The organism is Hymenobacter sp. FMD4 (assembly GCF_058932745.1).
Genome location: NZ_JBZYWH010000001.1, coordinates 157,037 through 173,943, shown reverse-complemented (window position 1 = coordinate 173,943; position 16,907 = coordinate 157,037). Strand labels below are relative to the sequence as shown.

Below are 16,907 nucleotides of genomic sequence, written 5' to 3'. Positions count from 1 at the left end.
GTTGTGGAATTGGTGGGGTTTTGGCATCCACTATTTATCATTTTGCCGCCACTTTCGCTTTTATATGCGCTCCACCCTCGTATTACTCGCCGCCTGGCTGTTGCTCATGGTTGTGCCTTCCAATGCATCGGCCCCGCCCGCCGGCGGCCCATACGCCGTGCAGTGGAAGCAAATCGACGCTCTGCTGGCGAAAGATCAAAGCGAATCGGCCCAAAAGCTGGTGCTGGATATCTACCGAAAAGCCCGCGAACGGCAGCAAACGGCTGATTACGTGCGCGCCTTGGTGTACCGCTTGCACCTGCTGAACCGGCGCGAGGAGGACGCCGACGTCAAAGGCATAGCGTTGCTCGAAGCCGACCTACCCACGGCTGCGTTTCCAGCCCGGCCGCTGTTGCATAGCCTGCTGGCCGAGCAATACCACCAGTACCTGCGCCAAAACCGCTACCGCCTGTACGACCGCACCAATGTGGTGCCAGCCGCGGATGCACTCGGCGCCGCCGACCTCCAGACCTGGGACGCCGCCCGCTTGGCCGCGCAGGTGGTGCGCCACTACCGCGCCTCGATAGAAACCGATGCCGTGCGCCAGCAGCAAACCGGCCTGAGCGAGCTGGGCCAGCTGGCCACGCCCGCCAATACCGCGGGCCAGCAGTTGCGCCCCACGCTCTACGACCTGCTGGCGCACCGCGCCATCGAAGGCCTCAACGACGACGAGCTGTACCTCACCCGCCCCGCCGAGCAGTTTCGGTTTACCGATGCCCAGCTGCTCAGCCCAAACGAAACTTTTGCGCAGCTTCCGCTTAACGCGCCGGCCGCCGACTCGCTTGATGGGCCGCTACACGCTCTGCACCTGTGGCAGCAGCTCACTGCCTTTCGACTGCGCAATGCCCAAAACCTATCGGCCCTGGCCGATGTGGAACGGTTGCGCCTCGCCTTCGTGCATCAGTATGCTGCTTTCCCCGACAAAACCACCTCCTACGCCGCTGCGTTGCGCCGTGCGCAGGCCCGCTACGAAGCCTTGCCGGCTTGGTCGAATTTTCAGGCTGAGCTAGCCGTAGTAGCGCGGCAGCAAAAGCGCCTACCCGAAGCTGTGGAACTGGCCCGCACCGCTGTGCAGCGCTTTCCTAAATCGGTAGGCGCGGCCCAGGCGCGGACGCTTATCGCCGAGCTGGAGCGACCTGAAGTGGAGGTGCAAGCAGCTGCCGTGCATCTGCCCGGCGAAGCCATGCTACTGAGCTTGCGCTACCGCAACTTGCAACAGGTGCACGGCTATGCATGGCGCATCCCGGCCTCTGCCATGCTGCGGGAGCAGCTTAATCAGCGCAACAAGGAACTGCCGAAAGCCTTTGCTAAAGTGCTGGCGCAAAAGCCTGCAGCATACTGGCACATGACCCTGCCTGGGCCTAAAGACTACCGTTCACACCGCGCTGAGCTGGCCGGCCCGCAATTGCCGTTGGGCCATTATTTAGTGGTGGTCAGCACCGCCTCCGAGCAGCCTGCTAAGTCGCGGCCGAACGAGGCCACTACTTACGCGTTTGTATCGGTGAGCGAGCTGGGAGTGATGCACCGCGCCGCGCCGGAAGGCGGGGCCGACCTCTGGACGGTGCACCGGCGTACTGGGCAGCCCCAGGGCGAGGTAACCGTACAACCGTGGTTTCAAGAGTACACGCCAAAAGGGTTGCGGTACGAAAAAGGTCAGGGGCAAACCACCGCGCCCGATGGCCACCTAGGCCTGCGCGCGCCTGAGCAGCCACGCCGATACCTGCGTGCCGTGCTGCTGAGCAAAGGCCGCGACTCATTGGTGCTGCAGGATCAGCTGAACTACTACAGCGTCGCGCCGCGTCCTGAGGGGCAGGACAAGCAGCAACGCGCCTTTATATACACCGAACGCGCCATTTACCGCCCCGGGCAGACGCTTTATTTCAAAGGCATCGTGGCCGAACGGCAGCAGGCCCGCAGCGCGGTGCTCAAGAACACGCAGGTGCGCTTACGTTTGTTGGATGTAAACGGTCAGCAGGTGCAGGAACTTCCCTTTACCACATCGGATTACGGCTCCTTTAACGGTTCGCTCACGCTGCCTACTGGCTTGCTCAATGGGCAGATGCAGTTAGTCGCGGTAACCACCGACTTTGGGCGGGAGCAGTGGCTGGGTAGTCAGGCCTTTGCCGTTGAGGACTATAAGCGCCCGACATTTTCCGTGACCCTAGACCCGGTGCAGGGTACGCCCCGCCTGGGCGACACGCTCTCGGTACGCGGTACGGCCACAGCCTACGCCGGCCCGGCCGTGGACGGCGCTACGTTACAGTACCGTGTGGTGCGCCGCACGGTGTGGCCGATGTTTGCCTGGCATGCGCTGGACTTCGGCTTTGGTGGAGGCCGCAGCGGTGCCCGACCGTATTTCCCTGGCCGGGGCGGGGCCGAACAGCAGATAGCTACCGGCACTGCTCACACCGATGCCCAAGGGCGCTTCCGCATCCGCTTCACTGCCACACCGCCCGACGAAGCTCTCAACCAGGATGAGGGCAACGAGGATGAGCAGGACGACTACCGCCCGCCGGGCCCGTGGCGGCCCACCTACGTATTTGAAGTAACCGCCGATGTCACCGACCCCAACGGCGAAACCCGCTCGGCTGAGCGAGGCATTTCGCTCGGAGGGCCTGCGTTGAATCTGGTTCTTAGTGGTCCGCAACAGGTCAATCAGCAACAGCTGACCGAGAACTTTGCCTTGCGCAGCCAGAACGCGACCGGGGAGCCGGTTCCCGCCACCGGCACCGTACGCCTGTACCGCCTCACCCCGCCTGCGCGCACTCTGCGCCCGCGCTTGTGGCAGCGGCCCGACCAAGCTGGCCTCAGCCGCGAGCAACACCAAGAGCTATTCTCGCTGGATGCCTGGCTGCGCGAGGATGACCCCGATACTTGGCCGCGCATAACGGTAGGGGAATGGTCTTTCGACACTAAAAAGGGTGCTGAGCTGCCAGAAGTAACCAAGGCCCTGGCTGCCCAAGCTCCCGGCGCTTACGTGCTCGAAGCTCGCAGCCGCTCCGGCAATGATACTGCCCAGACCCGCCTCGGCATTACACTCTACAATCCTACAGCCGCGCAGCCGCCGCTCCCTACGCCCGAATGGCTCGTAAGCCTGCAGGATACGGTAACACCGGGACAGGCTGCCCAACTGCTTATCGGTACTGGTTTTGAGGAAGTACGGGCGCGGCTTGAAGTGGAAAGCCACGGCCAGCTCCTGCGCGCCGAGTGGCTGACCCTGCGCCGTGAGCAGCGGCTCATCAGCGTACCTACCACGGCCACGGAAACTGGGCCGCTGCACGTGCGGCTGGTGTTTGTGCACGGGGGGCGCTTTTACCAGCAGGAAGCCATGGTGCAGGTAGCTGAGCGGCAACGGCCGCTGAATTTGTCTATCAGCACCTTCCGCGACAAGCTGCAGCCGGGCCAGAAGGAAACTTGGCGCCTTACTATCCGCAATAGCCAGAATCAGCCCGCCGCAGCGGAGCTACTGGCCTCGCTCTACGATCAGTCGCTCGATTACTTCCGGCCGCACGCCTTTGTGCGCCCAGAAGTGCCGGCGCCGTACTTCGGCGCGCGGTTTGGGTGGTCGGGGCAGTTTGGAATAGCATCCTGGGAGACGTTGTTCAATGAGTTTGGTGGTCGATCCGCAGGTGCGCAGAGCTACGACTATCCAGAACTGCGCACCACATACTGGCAATGGCGTCAGCTGCAGGATAAGTCGGGCACCACCAAATTTACACCTCCAGTCATCAAGCAAGATTCAGAGGTGATTGTAACCGGCAATGGCGGTGGCCGAAGAAGAATAGTACTGCGTGGAAACAGTAGTGTGGCCGCCCCGGCACCCATGGCTGCCATGGAAGCAGCCGACGCTTCCGCTGGCTTTTCAGCTGAAGAAAAGCAACTGAACGAAGTGGGGGTAACCGGTGCAGGTGCGCCGCAGCGACAGAAAGGACCCGACCTCGCCACTGTGCCCGTCCGCTCCGACTTCCGCGAAACGGCCATGTGGCAGCCCGCCGTGCGCACCAACAGTAAAGGTGAAGTGGTGTTGGAATTCCAAATGCCGGAAGCTGTGACGCGCTGGCAACTGCTCACGCTGGCCCACACGCCCGACTTGCAAACCGGCATGCTGGCCCGGCAACTCGTCACGCAAAAGCAGCTAATGGTGACACCCAATGCGCCACGCTTCTTCCGCGAAGGCGACCAACTGCGCCTGACGGCCAAAATCAGCAACCTTACCAGCAAAGCCCTGAGCGGAAATGCGCAGCTGCTGCTGTTCGATGCGCGCACCAATCAGCCCATCGACAAGCAACTATTGAAAGGCAATGGCAAGGAGAAATTCAAAGTAGGGGCGAACCTGAGCACCACCCTAGGCTGGGAACTGACCATTCCGGCCGGCCTAGAAGCCGTGACCTATCGCGTGGTGGCGCAGGCTAAGAATTTCTCCGACGGCGAGGAAAACACCCTGCCCGTGCTACCCAACCGGCTGCTGGTGCTGGAAGCGCTGCCGCTCACAGTGCGCGGCAACTCGGTGCGCGAGTTTGAGCTGCGTAAGCTGACCAGCACCACCTCACCCACACGCCGGACCCAGAGCCTCACGCTGGAGCTGACCAGTAACCCCGCCTGGTACGCCGTGCAAAGCCTGCCCTACCTGATGGAGTACCCCTACGAATGCTCCGAGCAGGTTTTCTCACGCCTCTACGCCAATACCCTCGCCGCCCGCATCGTGGAGCAGAATCCGCGCATCCGACCCATGCTGGACGAGTGGAAGCGGGCTGCCGTCAGCGGTGATAAGACAGCTTTACGCTCCAAGCTGGAGCAGAATCAGGAGCTGAAGGCCCTGCTGCTGCAGGAAACGCCGTGGGTGCGCGAAGGCCAGTCCGATACGGAACGCATGCGCCGCCTCGCCGACCTTTTCAACGAACCTCGGCTGCATGCCGAAACCCAACGCGCTGTTCATAAGCTGCAGGAACTGCAAAGCCCGAGCGGCGCCTTTCCATGGTTCAAGCAGATGCCCGACAACCGCTACATCACCCAACTGGTGGTAGCGGGCCTCGGCCGCCTGCGCAGGCTAGGAGCCTTCGATGCCCAAGCAGACGAACGCACGGCCGATATGCTGCGCCGGGCCATAACTTACCTCGACCGCGAAATGGCGGATGACTATGCCCGCCTGCGCAAGCAAAAAGGGGTGAAGCTGACCGATGACCACTTGTCCGACGTTGCGCTGCATACCCTGTACGCCCGCTCCTTCTGGGCCAGTGAGCTGGCGCCGTCAGCCGAGGCCAAGCCGGCTTACGAGTACTTCCGCGAGCAAGCCGCCACGTACTGGCCCAAGCGCAACCGCTACCTGCAAGGCTTCGCGGCCGTGGTGCTGCACCGGGCCGGCCAAGCCAAACCAGCCCGCGAAATCATCGAAGCCCTGCGCCAGAATGCCCTGCGCTCCGACGAACTGGGTATGTACTGGAAAGATGTACAAGCCGGCTTCTATTGGCAGCAGGCACCCACCGAAACCCAGGCCCAGCTCATCGAAGCCTTCGATGAAGTAGCCCAGGATCAGCAATCAGTGGAAGAAATGAAGCTCTGGCTGCTGAGCCATAAGCGTACGCACCACTGGGAAAGCACCCGTGCCACTGCCGATGCTTGCTACGCCTTACTACTGCAGGGCCCGCGTAACTGGCTTGACCCCGCCCAGCCGCTGCAAGTCACGCTCGGCACCCAAATCATCAATACTACCGAGGGGGGCCAAGCCGGCACGGGCTACTTGAAGCAAAGCTTTGCCAGCGCCGCCGTGACGCCCGCCATGGGCAAAGTACGCGTACAGAAAACAGATGCCGGCGTAGCCTGGGGTGGCTTGTATTGGCAATACTTCGAACAGCTCGACAAAATAACGCAAGCCGACAAAGCACCCATCACGCTCACGCGCCAGCTCTTCCGGGAAACACCTGGTGCTGCTGGCCCGGTGCTCACGCCCATGCAGATTGGCGCGCCGCTGCGGGTGGGCGAGGCACTGGTGGTAAGGCTGGTGTTGAAGTCAGACCGTGAATTGGAGTTCGTGCACTTGAAAGACACGCGGGCGGCCGGACTGGAGCTCATCAACCAAACCTCCGGCTACCGCTACCAGCAAGGCCTGGGCTACTACGAAAGCCCCCGCGACGCGGCCACCAACTTCTTTATGGATTGGTTACCGCGCGGCACGCATGTATTCGAATACCGCCTGCGTGCGGCCCAGGCCGGCGACTTTTCCTCGGGCATTAGCCAGGTGCAGTGCCTTTATGCGCCGGAGTTTACCAGCCACTCGGCCGGTCAGCGTCTGCGCATCGGGGGGCAGTAGCTTACTGATAAAAAGCACGCCGCGCATCACTAATTCATGCGATGCGCGGCGTGCAACACGTACCGGTGGGCTGCGACTATGCCAGCAATAAACTTACATGCCATGCGTATTGTGCCCTCTGTACCCGTCCGGCTGCTGTCTGTTGCCTGTGGAGTTTCCTTGCTGGTTGGGTGTGCAGTTTCTCGCCCCAGTGATGGGGAAGTACGGCCTGATCTGGCGGCGCTGGCCCGCAACGGCCGGACCGCGGTAGTAAACCGGGCCGTGCAGCCTTTGGAAGAAGCGGGCACCAGTGGCCTGCGCTTCGATTCACGCCCTCTGGATGGACTGCTCTGGCTGCCCGATGTCAGCTTCTCCAACGGCACCATCGAATTCGACGTGCGGGGCAAGGATACGTTTCAGCGCAGCTTTGTAGGGGTGGCTTTTCACGGCCAGAACGATTCCACGTTCGAAGCCGTGTACTTCCGCCCCTTCAACTTCCGCGCCGCCGACCCAGGACGGCGCAACCACGCCGTGCAGTACATCTCGCACCCGCAGCGTACCTGGAAACGTTTGCGCCAAGAACAGCCCGACGTGTACGAGGCCCCGCTGGTGCCGGCGCCAGATCCGGCAGCTTGGTTTCACGTGCGCGTGGTGGTGCAGGCACCACGAGTAGAAGTGTACGTCAACGACACCCCACACGCGAGCCTGCGCGTGACGCAGCTGCGCGCCCCGCAGGGCCAGCGGCTCGGTCTCTACGTGTCGGATAATTCGGATGGCGACTTTGCCAACCTGCGCATCCGGACCCAGCGCTAACCGCGCAGGTCGGCTGTCACTCTTTTGATAATAAACTGGCTCCTACAAGGCTGTTCAACAGCGGGTTTGTCACTTCCTTAGAATGGTGGTAATTTCGCGGTTCGGTTTTTTTAAGGAGGATTGCTGATGATACGAACCGCACTACTCACGGCCACTTTGGCCGCACTTGCGCTGACCGCCCACGCCCAGCAGGGCCGCAAACCTTCGGCGTCGCACACCAAGGCTTCGCACGCTAAAGCAGCCGATACGGCCGGCAAGGCTGCCATTCCGGTCGGGCCCGTATTGGCCGGTGAGGAAAAGCTTACGGCGCAGGAGCGCGCCGAGCGCACTTTCCTGATGCCTGTGCGCAAGAAGATGCCTTCGGTGCAGCCTGCTGAAGCTGCAACGGCATCGGAAGCCGGTGCGGAGGGGCACAAGACGTTGGCCATTGGGCCTCCCACCGCTGCGGAAGCCGCCGCTGAAGAAGCCGCCAAGACCGAAGCGGCTGAAGCTACGGCGCCGCGCACACGATCTTCCTCGTCGCGCCACCGGAGCAGCTCGCGGAGCCACAGCAGCCGGGGAAAGTCGTCTTCGGCCAGCCGCAATTCTTCAAGTAAAAAGAAGTCTTCCGCAAAGAAGGCTAGCAGCAAGAAATCATCGGCCAAGAAATCAACCAGCAGTAAGAAGAAAAGCTCCTCTTCGCGGCGTCGTCGGTAATCCGGATGCCACTTCTCAAAAGCATGAAAGGCCGCCTCAAGGGCGGCCTTTGTTATCCTGCTGGTTCAAAACCTTTCGCTTCAGTGGGTGCGGGTTGAACCACGTCTATGCTGTAGTGAGGCGTGGACCAGCAGCGAGGTGGGGCTCAGCATGTGAAAATTCAATCTCATAGTCTAACTGCAGGAGCGTATAAGTGCCATGTTGCTGCGTGAGAAAAGTTGCCTGCCAAATGCTGTTGTAGCCATACCCAAACCAAACTGCAACTTTATTGAGAAGCCCTGCTGGGCCATTATGGCCTGAGTAGTCCGCAGAAACAGAAAGCCGCAAACCCAAAGGCTGCGGCTTTGCGAGGTCAACGAGCACAGCACAGGTCCCGGGAATAAATCTCACTAAGAAAGGTGAAGTACCGATGCTGCGTATCGCGTCGTCAGAATACTTACACGTTCTGAGGCATCAGGCGCACCACCAGCCCATCTAGGCGGGGCGTGATGCGGATCTGACAGGAAAGGCGACTGCCGTTCGACATGATCGGCAACGACTCCAGCATGGCCATTTCGTCGTCCCCAGGCTCGGGTAGCTCGGGACCGGCTAGCACTTCTACGTGGCAAGTGCCGCACAGGGCCATGCCGCCGCAGGTAGCCTGAATGTCGTAGCCCGAGGCCTTCATTACCTCCATTAGGCTCAGGCTCATGTCGGTAGGGGCTACCAGTTCCACGCGCTGGCCGGGGGCCTCTTCTACGTATACGCGGACTTCGTTTACTTCTTCCAGGCTCATATCAGGAGTTACTCGTTTTCGATGTTGACTGCTCGTGACGCGTACGCGAACAAACGGCAGGTACTATTGCCGGTGCGAAAAAACGCAAAAACCGGGAGCCGACCTGCATCGGTGCCCGGTTCTTGTCTACGATAGAGCTGATAACCGCTTACAGCGTAGGTACACCGTTCACGGTGGTGTACTTCAGCACGTACTTCTTATCGGGGAACATGTACTTGTAAGCACCCTGGGCCATCAGGGCCGCCTCGTGGAAGCCGCACAGAATGAGCTTCAGCTTGCCGGGGTAAGTATTGATGTCGCCGATGGCGTACACTCCGGGCACCGAGGTTGAGTAGTCCAGCGTGTTCACCTTCACAGCGTCGTCTTCCAGCTCCAGGCCCCAGTCGCCAATTGGACCGAGCTTGGGCGTGAGGCCGAACAGCGGAATAAAGCTGTCAACGGTGATGGTGTTGGTAGAACCGTCGTTGGCGGTGATGGTAACGGCTTCTAGGTTTTCCTGACCGTGCACGTGAGTCACGTTGGAGCTCAGGACCAAGTTCACCTTACCGGCATCGTGCAGGGCTTTCACTTTCTCGGCCGAGTCGGCAGCGCCGCGGAAGGTGGTGCCGCGGTGTACCAGGGTTACCTGTTTGGCGACGTTGGCGAGGAAGATGGTCCAGTCAAGGGCCGAGTCGCCGCCACCGGCAATGACGATGCGCTGGTTGCGGAAGGTTTCCGGGTCGCGCACCATATAGTACACGCCGCGGCCGCCTTCGTACTTATCCAGGTCTTCGACGGCAGGCTTGCGGGGCTCAAAGGAGCCCAGACCGCCGGCAATGGCAATAGCCTTGCAGTGGATCAAGGTGCCATCGGTGGTGGTGAGGTGGAAGGTGCCGTCGTCCAGCTTCTCGAACTTCTCAACCCGCTCCCCCAGGGTGAAGGTGGGGTGAAAGGGCTCGATCTGGCGCATCAGGTTCTGAACCAGGTCGCCGGCCAGCACCTCGGGGTAGCCCGGGATATCGTAGATAGGCTTCTTCGGGTAGATTTCCGACAGCTGCCCGCCTACTTGGGGCAGGGCGTCGACTACGTGGCAGCGGAGCTTAAGCAAACCGGCTTCGAAGACGGCAAACAGCCCCACGGGGCCGGCGCCGATGATGCAGATGTCAGTGGAAATGGTAGGGTGCATTACAAGGGTAAAACAGGCGGCGGGACGGCTGCAAAACAGGCCGCTCTTCCGTTGGAATCAAGTAGATAACCACTGCCGGGGGCAAGAGGTTGCTGCGTGCGCAAAAACGTCGGCAAAGGTACGGCGCTTCGGTTAAAACATAGCCGCCCGGCCATAAAGAAGCCGTATCTGGGTCAGCCCGGGCTTTAAAGCACAACGGGCGGGCGCACTTCAGTGCGCCCGCCCGTTGGCTGGGAAAGGAATAGGTTAGTCCCGCAGCTCGATGCGCGTAAACTTGCTGGCTTTGTCAGTTACCAGGCGAGCAATGTAGAGGCCGCCACGGAGCTGGCCTTTCACAAACTCGTACTGGTATACCTGACCGACGCGGCCTTCGCCTTCGGCCAGTACAGCTACCACTTTGCCTTGCATATCCACTACTTCCAGGCGGTAGTGACCATCCTGGGGCAGCTCGAAGGCGAGGGTGGTGCGGGCAGCAGCAGGGTTTGGAGCTGCTGTAAGCACGGCATCAGACACCGTCCGGGTGCTGGCCGTAGCATTGCAACTGCCCAGTCGGTCGCCGTGGGCCAGGTGGTCGGCCGCGCCGGTGGCATCCACGCATAGTTCTCTGCCGTTGTGGCACACCATGACTTTGTCGTTTTTATTGCCACAGCGGACGTCGAGCACAGTGATAGTTACTTGAGCCGTTTCCACGCACATGTTGGCATCCGTAGCCGTCACCGTAAAGGTGTAGGTACCGGCTGTAGTAGGCGTGAACACCGGGTTGGCAGCGCTTGCGTTGCTTAGCCCAGTAGCCGGCGACCAGCTGTAGGTGGTGATGTTGGTACCGTTGGCTTGCAGGCGTACGCTTTGCGGACCGTAGCCCAGGTACAGGGTGTTGTTGTCGCCACCGGTGTACACGTTGGACATGGGTACCACCGTAATAGTGGGCGGCACGCAGGCGTACATGGGCGGCATGTCGAAGGCTTCCACTTGGTCACTGCGGCTGGTTGACAAGCCCTGCGACGCGCTGAAACCCAGGCCACGACGGGCAAATACCTGCCAGATCATTTTCTGGTTGGCGCCGCCATAGCGCAGCTGATCGGCCTGCAGAATGGCATCCCGGGCATTTACGAAGCCAGGGCTACAAGGCTGCAGCTTCAGGCCATCGATGACCAAGTACATGGCCATGTTGTTGCCTTTGGTGCCGTTGTAGAGGTCGGTGCTTACGCCATACTTGTTGATGAACGCCCAGTTTAGGTCCCACAGCATGGTAGCCCACACGAAGCCAATGCCGTGCGGCTGGCTTAGCGCGGTATTGTTGGTGGCGGCGTAGGTGTAATTATTCACCGCAAAGTCGGTGCTGTAAGGTGCCGGACGAATGCCGCGGGTCGTAGTAGGCTGGCCTTGGGCATAGGTGCCGATGCCGCGCACTTTGGCGCCCGTGTCGCCGGGCTTCATGGTCAGCATCAGCCCAAACCAGTCACTCCAGCCTTCGCCACCTTGCTCGGCATTGCTCAGGCAGCCAGAATTCAGTCGGCCGCCCGTAAGACGGATGGAAATACCGTGGCCGTACTCGTGAGCAATGATGCCGTTGTCGAAGTCACCGTCGATTTCCGGACCCGAGCCGTTGTTCTTCAGCGCGATGGTTACTTCCTGGCCTGCGTCCAGCTGCTGCCGGATGCTTTGGCCGTCAGCCTGGCTGATCATCACCGAGGGAATGGTAATGGCCGTAGTGGGCGTGCCACCCATGGCGCTGGGGGCGCCAGGTACGTTATTGATGACCACCACAGCCCGCGCGCCGGCTTGTTGGGCGTTGGCCACTTTCAGCCAGAAGTCGCAGTTGCCGCGGTACACCACGGCAATGTTGCCGCTGATGTCGCTGCCGTTGGTCAGCGTGCCGCAGCCTTCCTGGCTGGTGCCGGTGCTGGAAGCTACCAGCGCCAGCTTGCCGGTAATGGGCGTAGGCGTCAGACGCGGTCCGAACGTGGCCTCTACGGCCGGATAGAAGCCAGCCACCGCCGCAGGCGAAGTCACGCGGAACATTTCCCGGTCGGGAATGCCGCTCCACAGGTACATCTGCATGCGCGGGCGGTTGCCGTCGGTGGGCGTGGAGAAGTTCGCGTTGTTGCGCGTGGTGGCGATGTTGCGGCTGTCTTGGGCTTCGGCGCGCACGTCGTCGTTGCCGGCGCCGCCGCGGCTGTAGTTGTTTACCTGGAAGTTGCCGCTGGCCTCGTCAAAGCCATACTTGTACCACACATCGTGCATGATGTTGCTCCAGTAGAACAAGTTGGTAATGGCCGCGTCCCGGTAGGTCACCGGCTGCTGGGTGAAGTCGATGGGGAAATCAAACAACAGTGAAGCACCGCCATTGGGGCTGTAGTTCGTGCCGAGCGTATTGTTGTTGTTGGTAGGGTCTTCGTAGGCGTGCACGTTGTTGCCACGCGTGATGGTGTATTCCGCACCCGCCACACTGTTGACGTCGTGCCAGCCGTAGGGCGAGGCCACGGCATCGGCAACTGTGCCGCTCACAAACTCGCGCGGGCCGTGGCTGGGGCTTTCGTAAGGCACCGGGAATACGTGGTAGGCGTTTTCGGTGGGAGTGGCAAAGGGTACCGCCACCGTGCGGGCCAGCAGCGGAGCAGCTATCTGGCGCTTGCCATCAATGAAAGTGCCGCCTGCACCGTGGTTGTCGAATTCGCAGTGGGTAACCAGGTTGTTTTTGTCGAGCACCTGGCCCGAACTAGCATCCAGCCGGATGGTCCACCAGTTCTGAGCGTCGAGCTCGTAGATGGATACTTCCCAGGCCAGCTTTAGGCTGCCGTCGGGCAGGGGCTGGTACACTAGCTTCGCCGGAATGGGCTCCAGCGAGATACCGCCGGTGCTAAACACGGTTTCGCGGTTGGGCTCGTTGCTGCGGCTGCGCACCGTCAGTGATTCTCTTACGCTCAGACCCAGGTGCCGGGCGGCGGCGGCTACGGCGGCGTCGGCCGCCATGATGTCCTGGGAAGCCTTCGCTTTCCGCCCTAGCTCGTGATAAAACCGGTTACCCACGCTCACCACCCGGTCGTCGCTGGTCATGTTGATGGTGGATACGGCACCATGAATTTCGATGCCGCGGTAGCGCTGCTGCACATAAAGGTGCCGCAAGCCATTGCTGGTGGTGCGGGCCTCGCTGCTCAGGGCTAGGTCCGTTAAGTCTTCATCAGCTAGCTGGAGTGCCTGTTTGTTTTGGCGCAGGTGCTCAATCGCAGCCTGGGGGATGTTTTTGGCGGGAACGGCTTGTCTATTTTGCCCTATGGCGGACTGAGTACCCGCCAGCAGGGCGGCCAAGAGCAAAGGCCGGTGCAGGAAGCGTAGCAAATGGGTCATAAGTAGTGGGTTTGGTTTGTGATGAATGAATGTATTAATTTATTATCATAAATAATATGAATTTTGCAATAAATGCAAAAGCCAACAAATTGTACTATTTGCGTCGTTGTGGGCCTGCATCAGTACCAGCGGCCATCAACTTGCACCTGAAAGGGTAAGGCTCAGCAACGACGTATTTACCTTTGTGCTTCAAGGTTACATAATTGATGATGAGGTTGATGGTTCATCCATGATAGTTATTGTTGAGTAAATAGTGGTTTGTGCCTGTAACAGGCTGTTAAATGCGGCTAACCGTGTATAATAATGCCAAATTGCAGTTGGCAAAGACAGGCAAGGGGTAGAAACAACCAAGCCGGCCCGGATTCTGATCCGGGCCGGCTTGGTAAAAACGGTGGCTAATGATTACTAGCGGTGGCGTCGGTTGTTGCGGTCGTCGTCATCGTCGCGGGAGCGGTTGCGGCGGCTGCCGTAGCCATAGTCATCGTCCATGCTGTCGGTAAATTCGCCTCCGAACGATGAACCGTAAAGCGAGGTGTCATAGGAGCCGTAAGCCGAGCCATAGGTCAAGTTGCCGCGGCCACTCATGTCTTCAGTGTTGCGGGTGTCGCGGCGGCTACCGCCCCGGTAGTTGTCGGTGTTGTCGTAGCTGCTGCGCGCATCGTCGCGGCCGCTTCGCCCACCGGCATAACGCTCCATATCCCGGCTGAAGGATTGGTCGCGGCCACGCATACCGCTGCCGCGCGACTCGTCGCGGAAGTTGCTGCGGCCGTAGCCGTCGGTGTCAAAATCATCCGATGAGCCGCCCCGGCCCATGTTGCCCCTGCCGCCGCTCAGGTTGCCGTAAGAGCCCTGGTCGAAACCACCGCGCTGGTAGCCTGAGGAGCCACGGTCGTAATTATTGCGGCCATAGTCCATGCCGCGGCCCTGCGTTTGCCCGCGGCTGCCCATGCCCGACGAGTAGCCACGGTTGTCATCGTCCATGCCCGGGCTCATGCCAAAGTCGGAGCGCGAACGAATGCGGTCGGCCCCCGAATGCTGGTCACCGGAGTAGCCCTGGCCGCCGAAGTCTTCGGAGTAGCGGTTTGAACTCATGCCGCGGCCGTAGCCCCCTTGGCCGGAGTACATGCGGCTGCGGTCGTCCTCGTCGCGGCGGTTGCGGCCGGAGTCAGGCCGGCTGTATCGGTCGCGGTCGGAGGAGTTGTAGTCGTTGCCGGAGCGCTGGTCGCGGCCACGGTTATTATATCGGTCCTCGTCGCGGTACTGATCGTAATTTGCCATGGTACGAAAGGGTTTTGGTTAGGCCTTGTTCTACCCGCCACCCCGGCGAAAGGTTGCTCGCCCGAGCGCCTCGCTAAGCTCCTTATACAAGCCTAAATCTTGACATCAGCTTGACGGAGCTTGGGCACCTCGACCAAGCAGCCAAGCTGGTTTCACCAGGAATTTGTTGCGTGATTTATTTAAATAATAAAAGAGGCATAGCGGCAGTCTGATTTTTCTTAGCAACTTTTATATCAGGATTTAACAAGGTGAGTGAAGACCCTCTATCCTAACTAGAAAGCCCTGGTGCAAGCCAGGGTTTTTTTGTTGGCATTACTCCCATGGGCGCAAGGGGTGCAGCCATAGGTTAAGAAATTGTTACCTACTTTTGGGCATGAGCGTTCCTCAGTCACCCGAGTCGCGGACGTGGGCCCGGCATGCAATCGACAAAGTGCTTTTGCTGGCGTTGCTGCTTGTCATCGGGCTTAGCATGCGAGCTTGCGTACGCAGCGTGGCCGATGCAATTGGGCTGGGAAACCTGACGTCGGAGGAGCGGGATGCCCACGAACGCGCGGCTCTTTCCTCCGATTAGGGCTCCACGGTCAGGACCATTCAGCGGCGGCTGTGCCGGCCACCCTGTGGCGCCAATACCAGCAATAGCGGGCCACAATGCCGCAGGCCAGGGCGCCAGGCTTTATCTTCGTAGTCGATACGATTAGCAGCACAGCAGCAGTGGGGCCGGACGCACAGCGCAAGATTATTCACCTCGACATGGACGCGTTCTACGCTTCCGTGGAGCAGCGCGACCAGCCCGAACTGCGCGGCAAACCCGTAGCCGTGGGCGGCTCGCGGCAGCGCGGCGTGGTGGCAGCGGCCAGCTACGAGGCCCGCCAATTTGGGGTGCGCTCAGCCATGGCCTCCGTCACAGCCTTGCGGCGTTGCCCGGAACTGGTCTTTGTGCGGCCCCGCTTTGAGGTGTACAAAGCCATTTCGCGACAAATACGTGCGATTTTCGCCGAGTACACGCCCCTTATCGAGCCGCTCTCCCTGGATGAGGCTTACATGGACGTAACCGACAACCTAAAGCAGATAGCGTCAGCCACGCAGATAGCACGCGAAATTCGAGCCCGCATTTGGGACGAAACCCAACTCACAGCTTCAGCGGGCATTTCTTACAATAAGTTTCTAGCCAAGTTGGCTTCGGATTACCGCAAGCCGAACGGGCAGTTCGTCATCCGGCCGGAGCAGGGCCTAGCTTTTGTAGAAACGCTGGAAGTAGGGCAGTTTCACGGCATCGGAAACGTGACGGCCGCCAAGATGAACCAGCTGGGCATCTTTACCGGGCTGGACCTGCGGCAGCAGTCGGAAGCGTTTCTGCGGCAGCACTTCGGCAAGGCAGGCAGTTACTATTACGCCATTGCCCGGGCCGAAGACCACCGCCCCGTGGTGCCGGACCGCGTGCGCAAATCCGTAGGCTCCGAAACCACTTTCGAGCAGGACCTGACTACGCTGGAGGAGCTGGTAGCTGGCCTGCAGCCCTGCCTGGAGGAAGTGTGGGAATATTGCCAGCGTACCGGCGTGCTGGGCCGCACCGTGACGGTGAAGGTGAAGTACGCCGACTTTCAGCTCATCACCCGCAGCCGGACCAGCCTCGGGGCTATACCTAGCCGCGGGCTGCTGGAGCGCCTCAGCTTGGATCTGATACATGGCCTGCTGCCTCTGCCCAAAGGCGTACGGTTACTGGGTGTGTCGCTGTCGAACTTGGAAACCACTGAGGACATGGTGGGCCGGCAGCTGATGCTGACTTTTTAGTGACTGGCTGCTGCCTTGCGGGTACTGCGCTTGGGGGCCGCTTTGGTCTTACGCTTGCGCCGCGGCTTGCTCAGGCGCTGGCGTTCGGCTTTGCGTTCGGCGCGGGCCTCCAGGCGCTGGGGCATCCGGGCCATGAGCTGATGCCGCACGAACTGCGCCAGATGGGAAAGCGGAATGGAGTGCGCAGTATCCAGCAGCTTGCTGATGGCACGCCGGGGAAGCAGGTTCACGTGGTGCAGGCTGTAGTTCTGCATCAGATACTGCTTTACTTCCGAGAGGCGCAACAAACCCGCTACGCCGGCGCGCTCCACGGCGGCGTTATACTGAGCCGGGCGCTGGGGGCGCAGGCCAGCCGGAGTGGCTACCAGTATGCCTACCCATTCGGGCAGTAGCGGGAGCAGCTTTGGTACGTGCTTTTCCGTCACCACAAAGGTGACAAAGTCGTAGGCCCGGGTGTAGCAGGGGAGTTGCTTGGCTACGCGCAGCAGCGTGTCATTGTCGCCTTTTATCTCGTAGCCGTGCATGAATTCGGACCGGATGTGTACTACATCGGCGCGGGTGGTGGCAGTCGGCAGCTCATCGACGTAGACGCCGTCGGTAAGCAGCGGATACAGCAAGGCACGAATTTCCGGGTCGTTCATGGAAGCAAGAGCCAACAGCACGCGGCTATCCGGCGGGTGGCAAAGGCCTGTGATTCAGCAAAGCTACGAGTGTGA

At 60.5% G+C, this 16,907-nt stretch carries 10 protein-coding genes; 5 read left to right on the top strand and 5 right to left on the bottom strand.

All coding sequences use genetic code 11. The features are described 5' to 3' along the window. Positions 1–64 precede the first annotated feature (64 nt). The 3 genes from AC5FXY_RS00705 to AC5FXY_RS00695 all read left to right on the top strand — a co-directional run bounded on the left by AC5FXY_RS00705 (position 65) and on the right by AC5FXY_RS00695 (position 7,834). Positions 65–6,346 carry an alpha-2-macroglobulin family protein gene (locus tag AC5FXY_RS00705; protein WP_493554706.1) on the top strand — a complete coding sequence of 2,094 codons (6,282 nt, stop codon included), beginning with the start codon at positions 65–67 and terminating at the stop codon, positions 6,344–6,346. 102 nt (positions 6,347–6,448) lie between these two features. Beyond that, positions 6,449–7,138 carry a 3-keto-alpha-glucoside-1,2-lyase-like domain-containing protein gene (locus AC5FXY_RS00700; RefSeq protein ID WP_493554705.1) on the top strand — a complete coding sequence of 230 codons (690 nt, stop codon included), beginning with the start codon at positions 6,449–6,451 and terminating at the stop codon, positions 7,136–7,138. Between the two features lie 126 nt (positions 7,139–7,264). Next, positions 7,265–7,834 (top strand): hypothetical protein, encoded by a 570-nt coding sequence (locus AC5FXY_RS00695; protein WP_493554704.1) that lies wholly within the window; start codon positions 7,265–7,267, stop codon positions 7,832–7,834. Positions 7,835–8,270: 436 nt separating this feature from the next. Here AC5FXY_RS00695 and AC5FXY_RS00690 read toward each other — a convergent pair whose 3' ends face one another. The 4 genes from AC5FXY_RS00690 to AC5FXY_RS00675 all read right to left on the bottom strand — a co-directional run bounded on the left by AC5FXY_RS00690 (position 8,271) and on the right by AC5FXY_RS00675 (position 14,400). Further along, positions 8,271–8,609 carry a 2Fe-2S iron-sulfur cluster-binding protein gene (locus tag AC5FXY_RS00690; RefSeq protein ID WP_493554703.1) on the bottom strand — a complete coding sequence of 113 codons (339 nt, stop codon included), beginning with the start codon at positions 8,607–8,609 and terminating at the stop codon, positions 8,271–8,273. Between the two features lie 148 nt (positions 8,610–8,757). Next, positions 8,758–9,774: an NAD(P)/FAD-dependent oxidoreductase gene (locus tag AC5FXY_RS00685; RefSeq protein ID WP_493554702.1), complete on the bottom strand. Its 1,017-nt coding sequence runs from the start codon at positions 9,772–9,774 to the stop codon at positions 8,758–8,760. A gap of 246 nt (positions 9,775–10,020) precedes the next feature. Beyond that, on the bottom strand, positions 10,021–13,122 hold the full coding sequence (locus AC5FXY_RS00680; RefSeq protein ID WP_493554701.1) for a T9SS-dependent M36 family metallopeptidase: 3,102 nt from the start codon (positions 13,120–13,122) through the stop codon (positions 10,021–10,023). Between the two features lie 405 nt (positions 13,123–13,527). Beyond that, entirely contained in the window at positions 13,528–14,400 is an 873-nt protein-coding gene (locus AC5FXY_RS00675) for a hypothetical protein (RefSeq protein ID WP_493554700.1), read from the bottom strand. A gap of 373 nt (positions 14,401–14,773) precedes the next feature. Here AC5FXY_RS00675 and AC5FXY_RS00670 point away from each other — a divergent pair, with 373 nt between their 5' ends. Both AC5FXY_RS00670 and dinB read left to right on the top strand, forming a co-directional pair. Continuing rightward, a complete protein-coding gene (locus AC5FXY_RS00670; RefSeq protein WP_493554699.1) occupies positions 14,774–14,971 on the top strand; it encodes a hypothetical protein in 198 nt (65 codons plus the stop codon). Between the two features lie 179 nt (positions 14,972–15,150). Further along, positions 15,151–16,191 carry a DNA polymerase IV gene (gene dinB / locus AC5FXY_RS00665; protein ID WP_493554948.1) on the top strand — a complete coding sequence of 347 codons (1,041 nt, stop codon included), beginning with the start codon at positions 15,151–15,153 and terminating at the stop codon, positions 16,189–16,191. Here the strand turns inward: dinB and AC5FXY_RS00660 are convergent. After that, on the bottom strand, positions 16,188–16,832 hold the full coding sequence (locus AC5FXY_RS00660; RefSeq protein ID WP_493554698.1) for a sce7726 family protein: 645 nt from the start codon (positions 16,830–16,832) through the stop codon (positions 16,188–16,190). The two genes, dinB and AC5FXY_RS00660, sit on opposite strands and share 4 nt — an antisense overlap. Positions 16,833–16,907 lie beyond the last annotated feature (75 nt).

Excerpts from the sequence above, each read along its gene's own strand:
- AC5FXY_RS00705 (WP_493554706.1), top strand. The coding sequence starts at position 65 with ATGCGCTCCACCCTCGTATTACTCGCCGCCTGGCTGTTGCTCATGGTT.
- AC5FXY_RS00700 (WP_493554705.1), top strand. The coding sequence starts at position 6,449 with ATGCGTATTGTGCCCTCTGTACCCGTCCGGCTGCTGTCTGTTGCCTGT.
- AC5FXY_RS00695 (WP_493554704.1), top strand. The coding sequence starts at position 7,265 with ATGATACGAACCGCACTACTCACGGCCACTTTGGCCGCACTTGCGCTG.
- AC5FXY_RS00690 (WP_493554703.1), bottom strand. The coding sequence starts at position 8,609 with ATGAGCCTGGAAGAAGTAAACGAAGTCCGCGTATACGTAGAAGAGGCC.
- AC5FXY_RS00685 (WP_493554702.1), bottom strand. The coding sequence starts at position 9,774 with ATGCACCCTACCATTTCCACTGACATCTGCATCATCGGCGCCGGCCCC.
- AC5FXY_RS00680 (WP_493554701.1), bottom strand. The coding sequence starts at position 13,122 with ATGACCCATTTGCTACGCTTCCTGCACCGGCCTTTGCTCTTGGCCGCC.
- AC5FXY_RS00675 (WP_493554700.1), bottom strand. The coding sequence starts at position 14,400 with ATGGCAAATTACGATCAGTACCGCGACGAGGACCGATATAATAACCGT.
- AC5FXY_RS00670 (WP_493554699.1), top strand. The coding sequence starts at position 14,774 with ATGAGCGTTCCTCAGTCACCCGAGTCGCGGACGTGGGCCCGGCATGCA.
- dinB (WP_493554948.1), top strand. The coding sequence starts at position 15,151 with ATGGACGCGTTCTACGCTTCCGTGGAGCAGCGCGACCAGCCCGAACTG.
- AC5FXY_RS00660 (WP_493554698.1), bottom strand. The coding sequence starts at position 16,832 with ATGAACGACCCGGAAATTCGTGCCTTGCTGTATCCGCTGCTTACCGAC.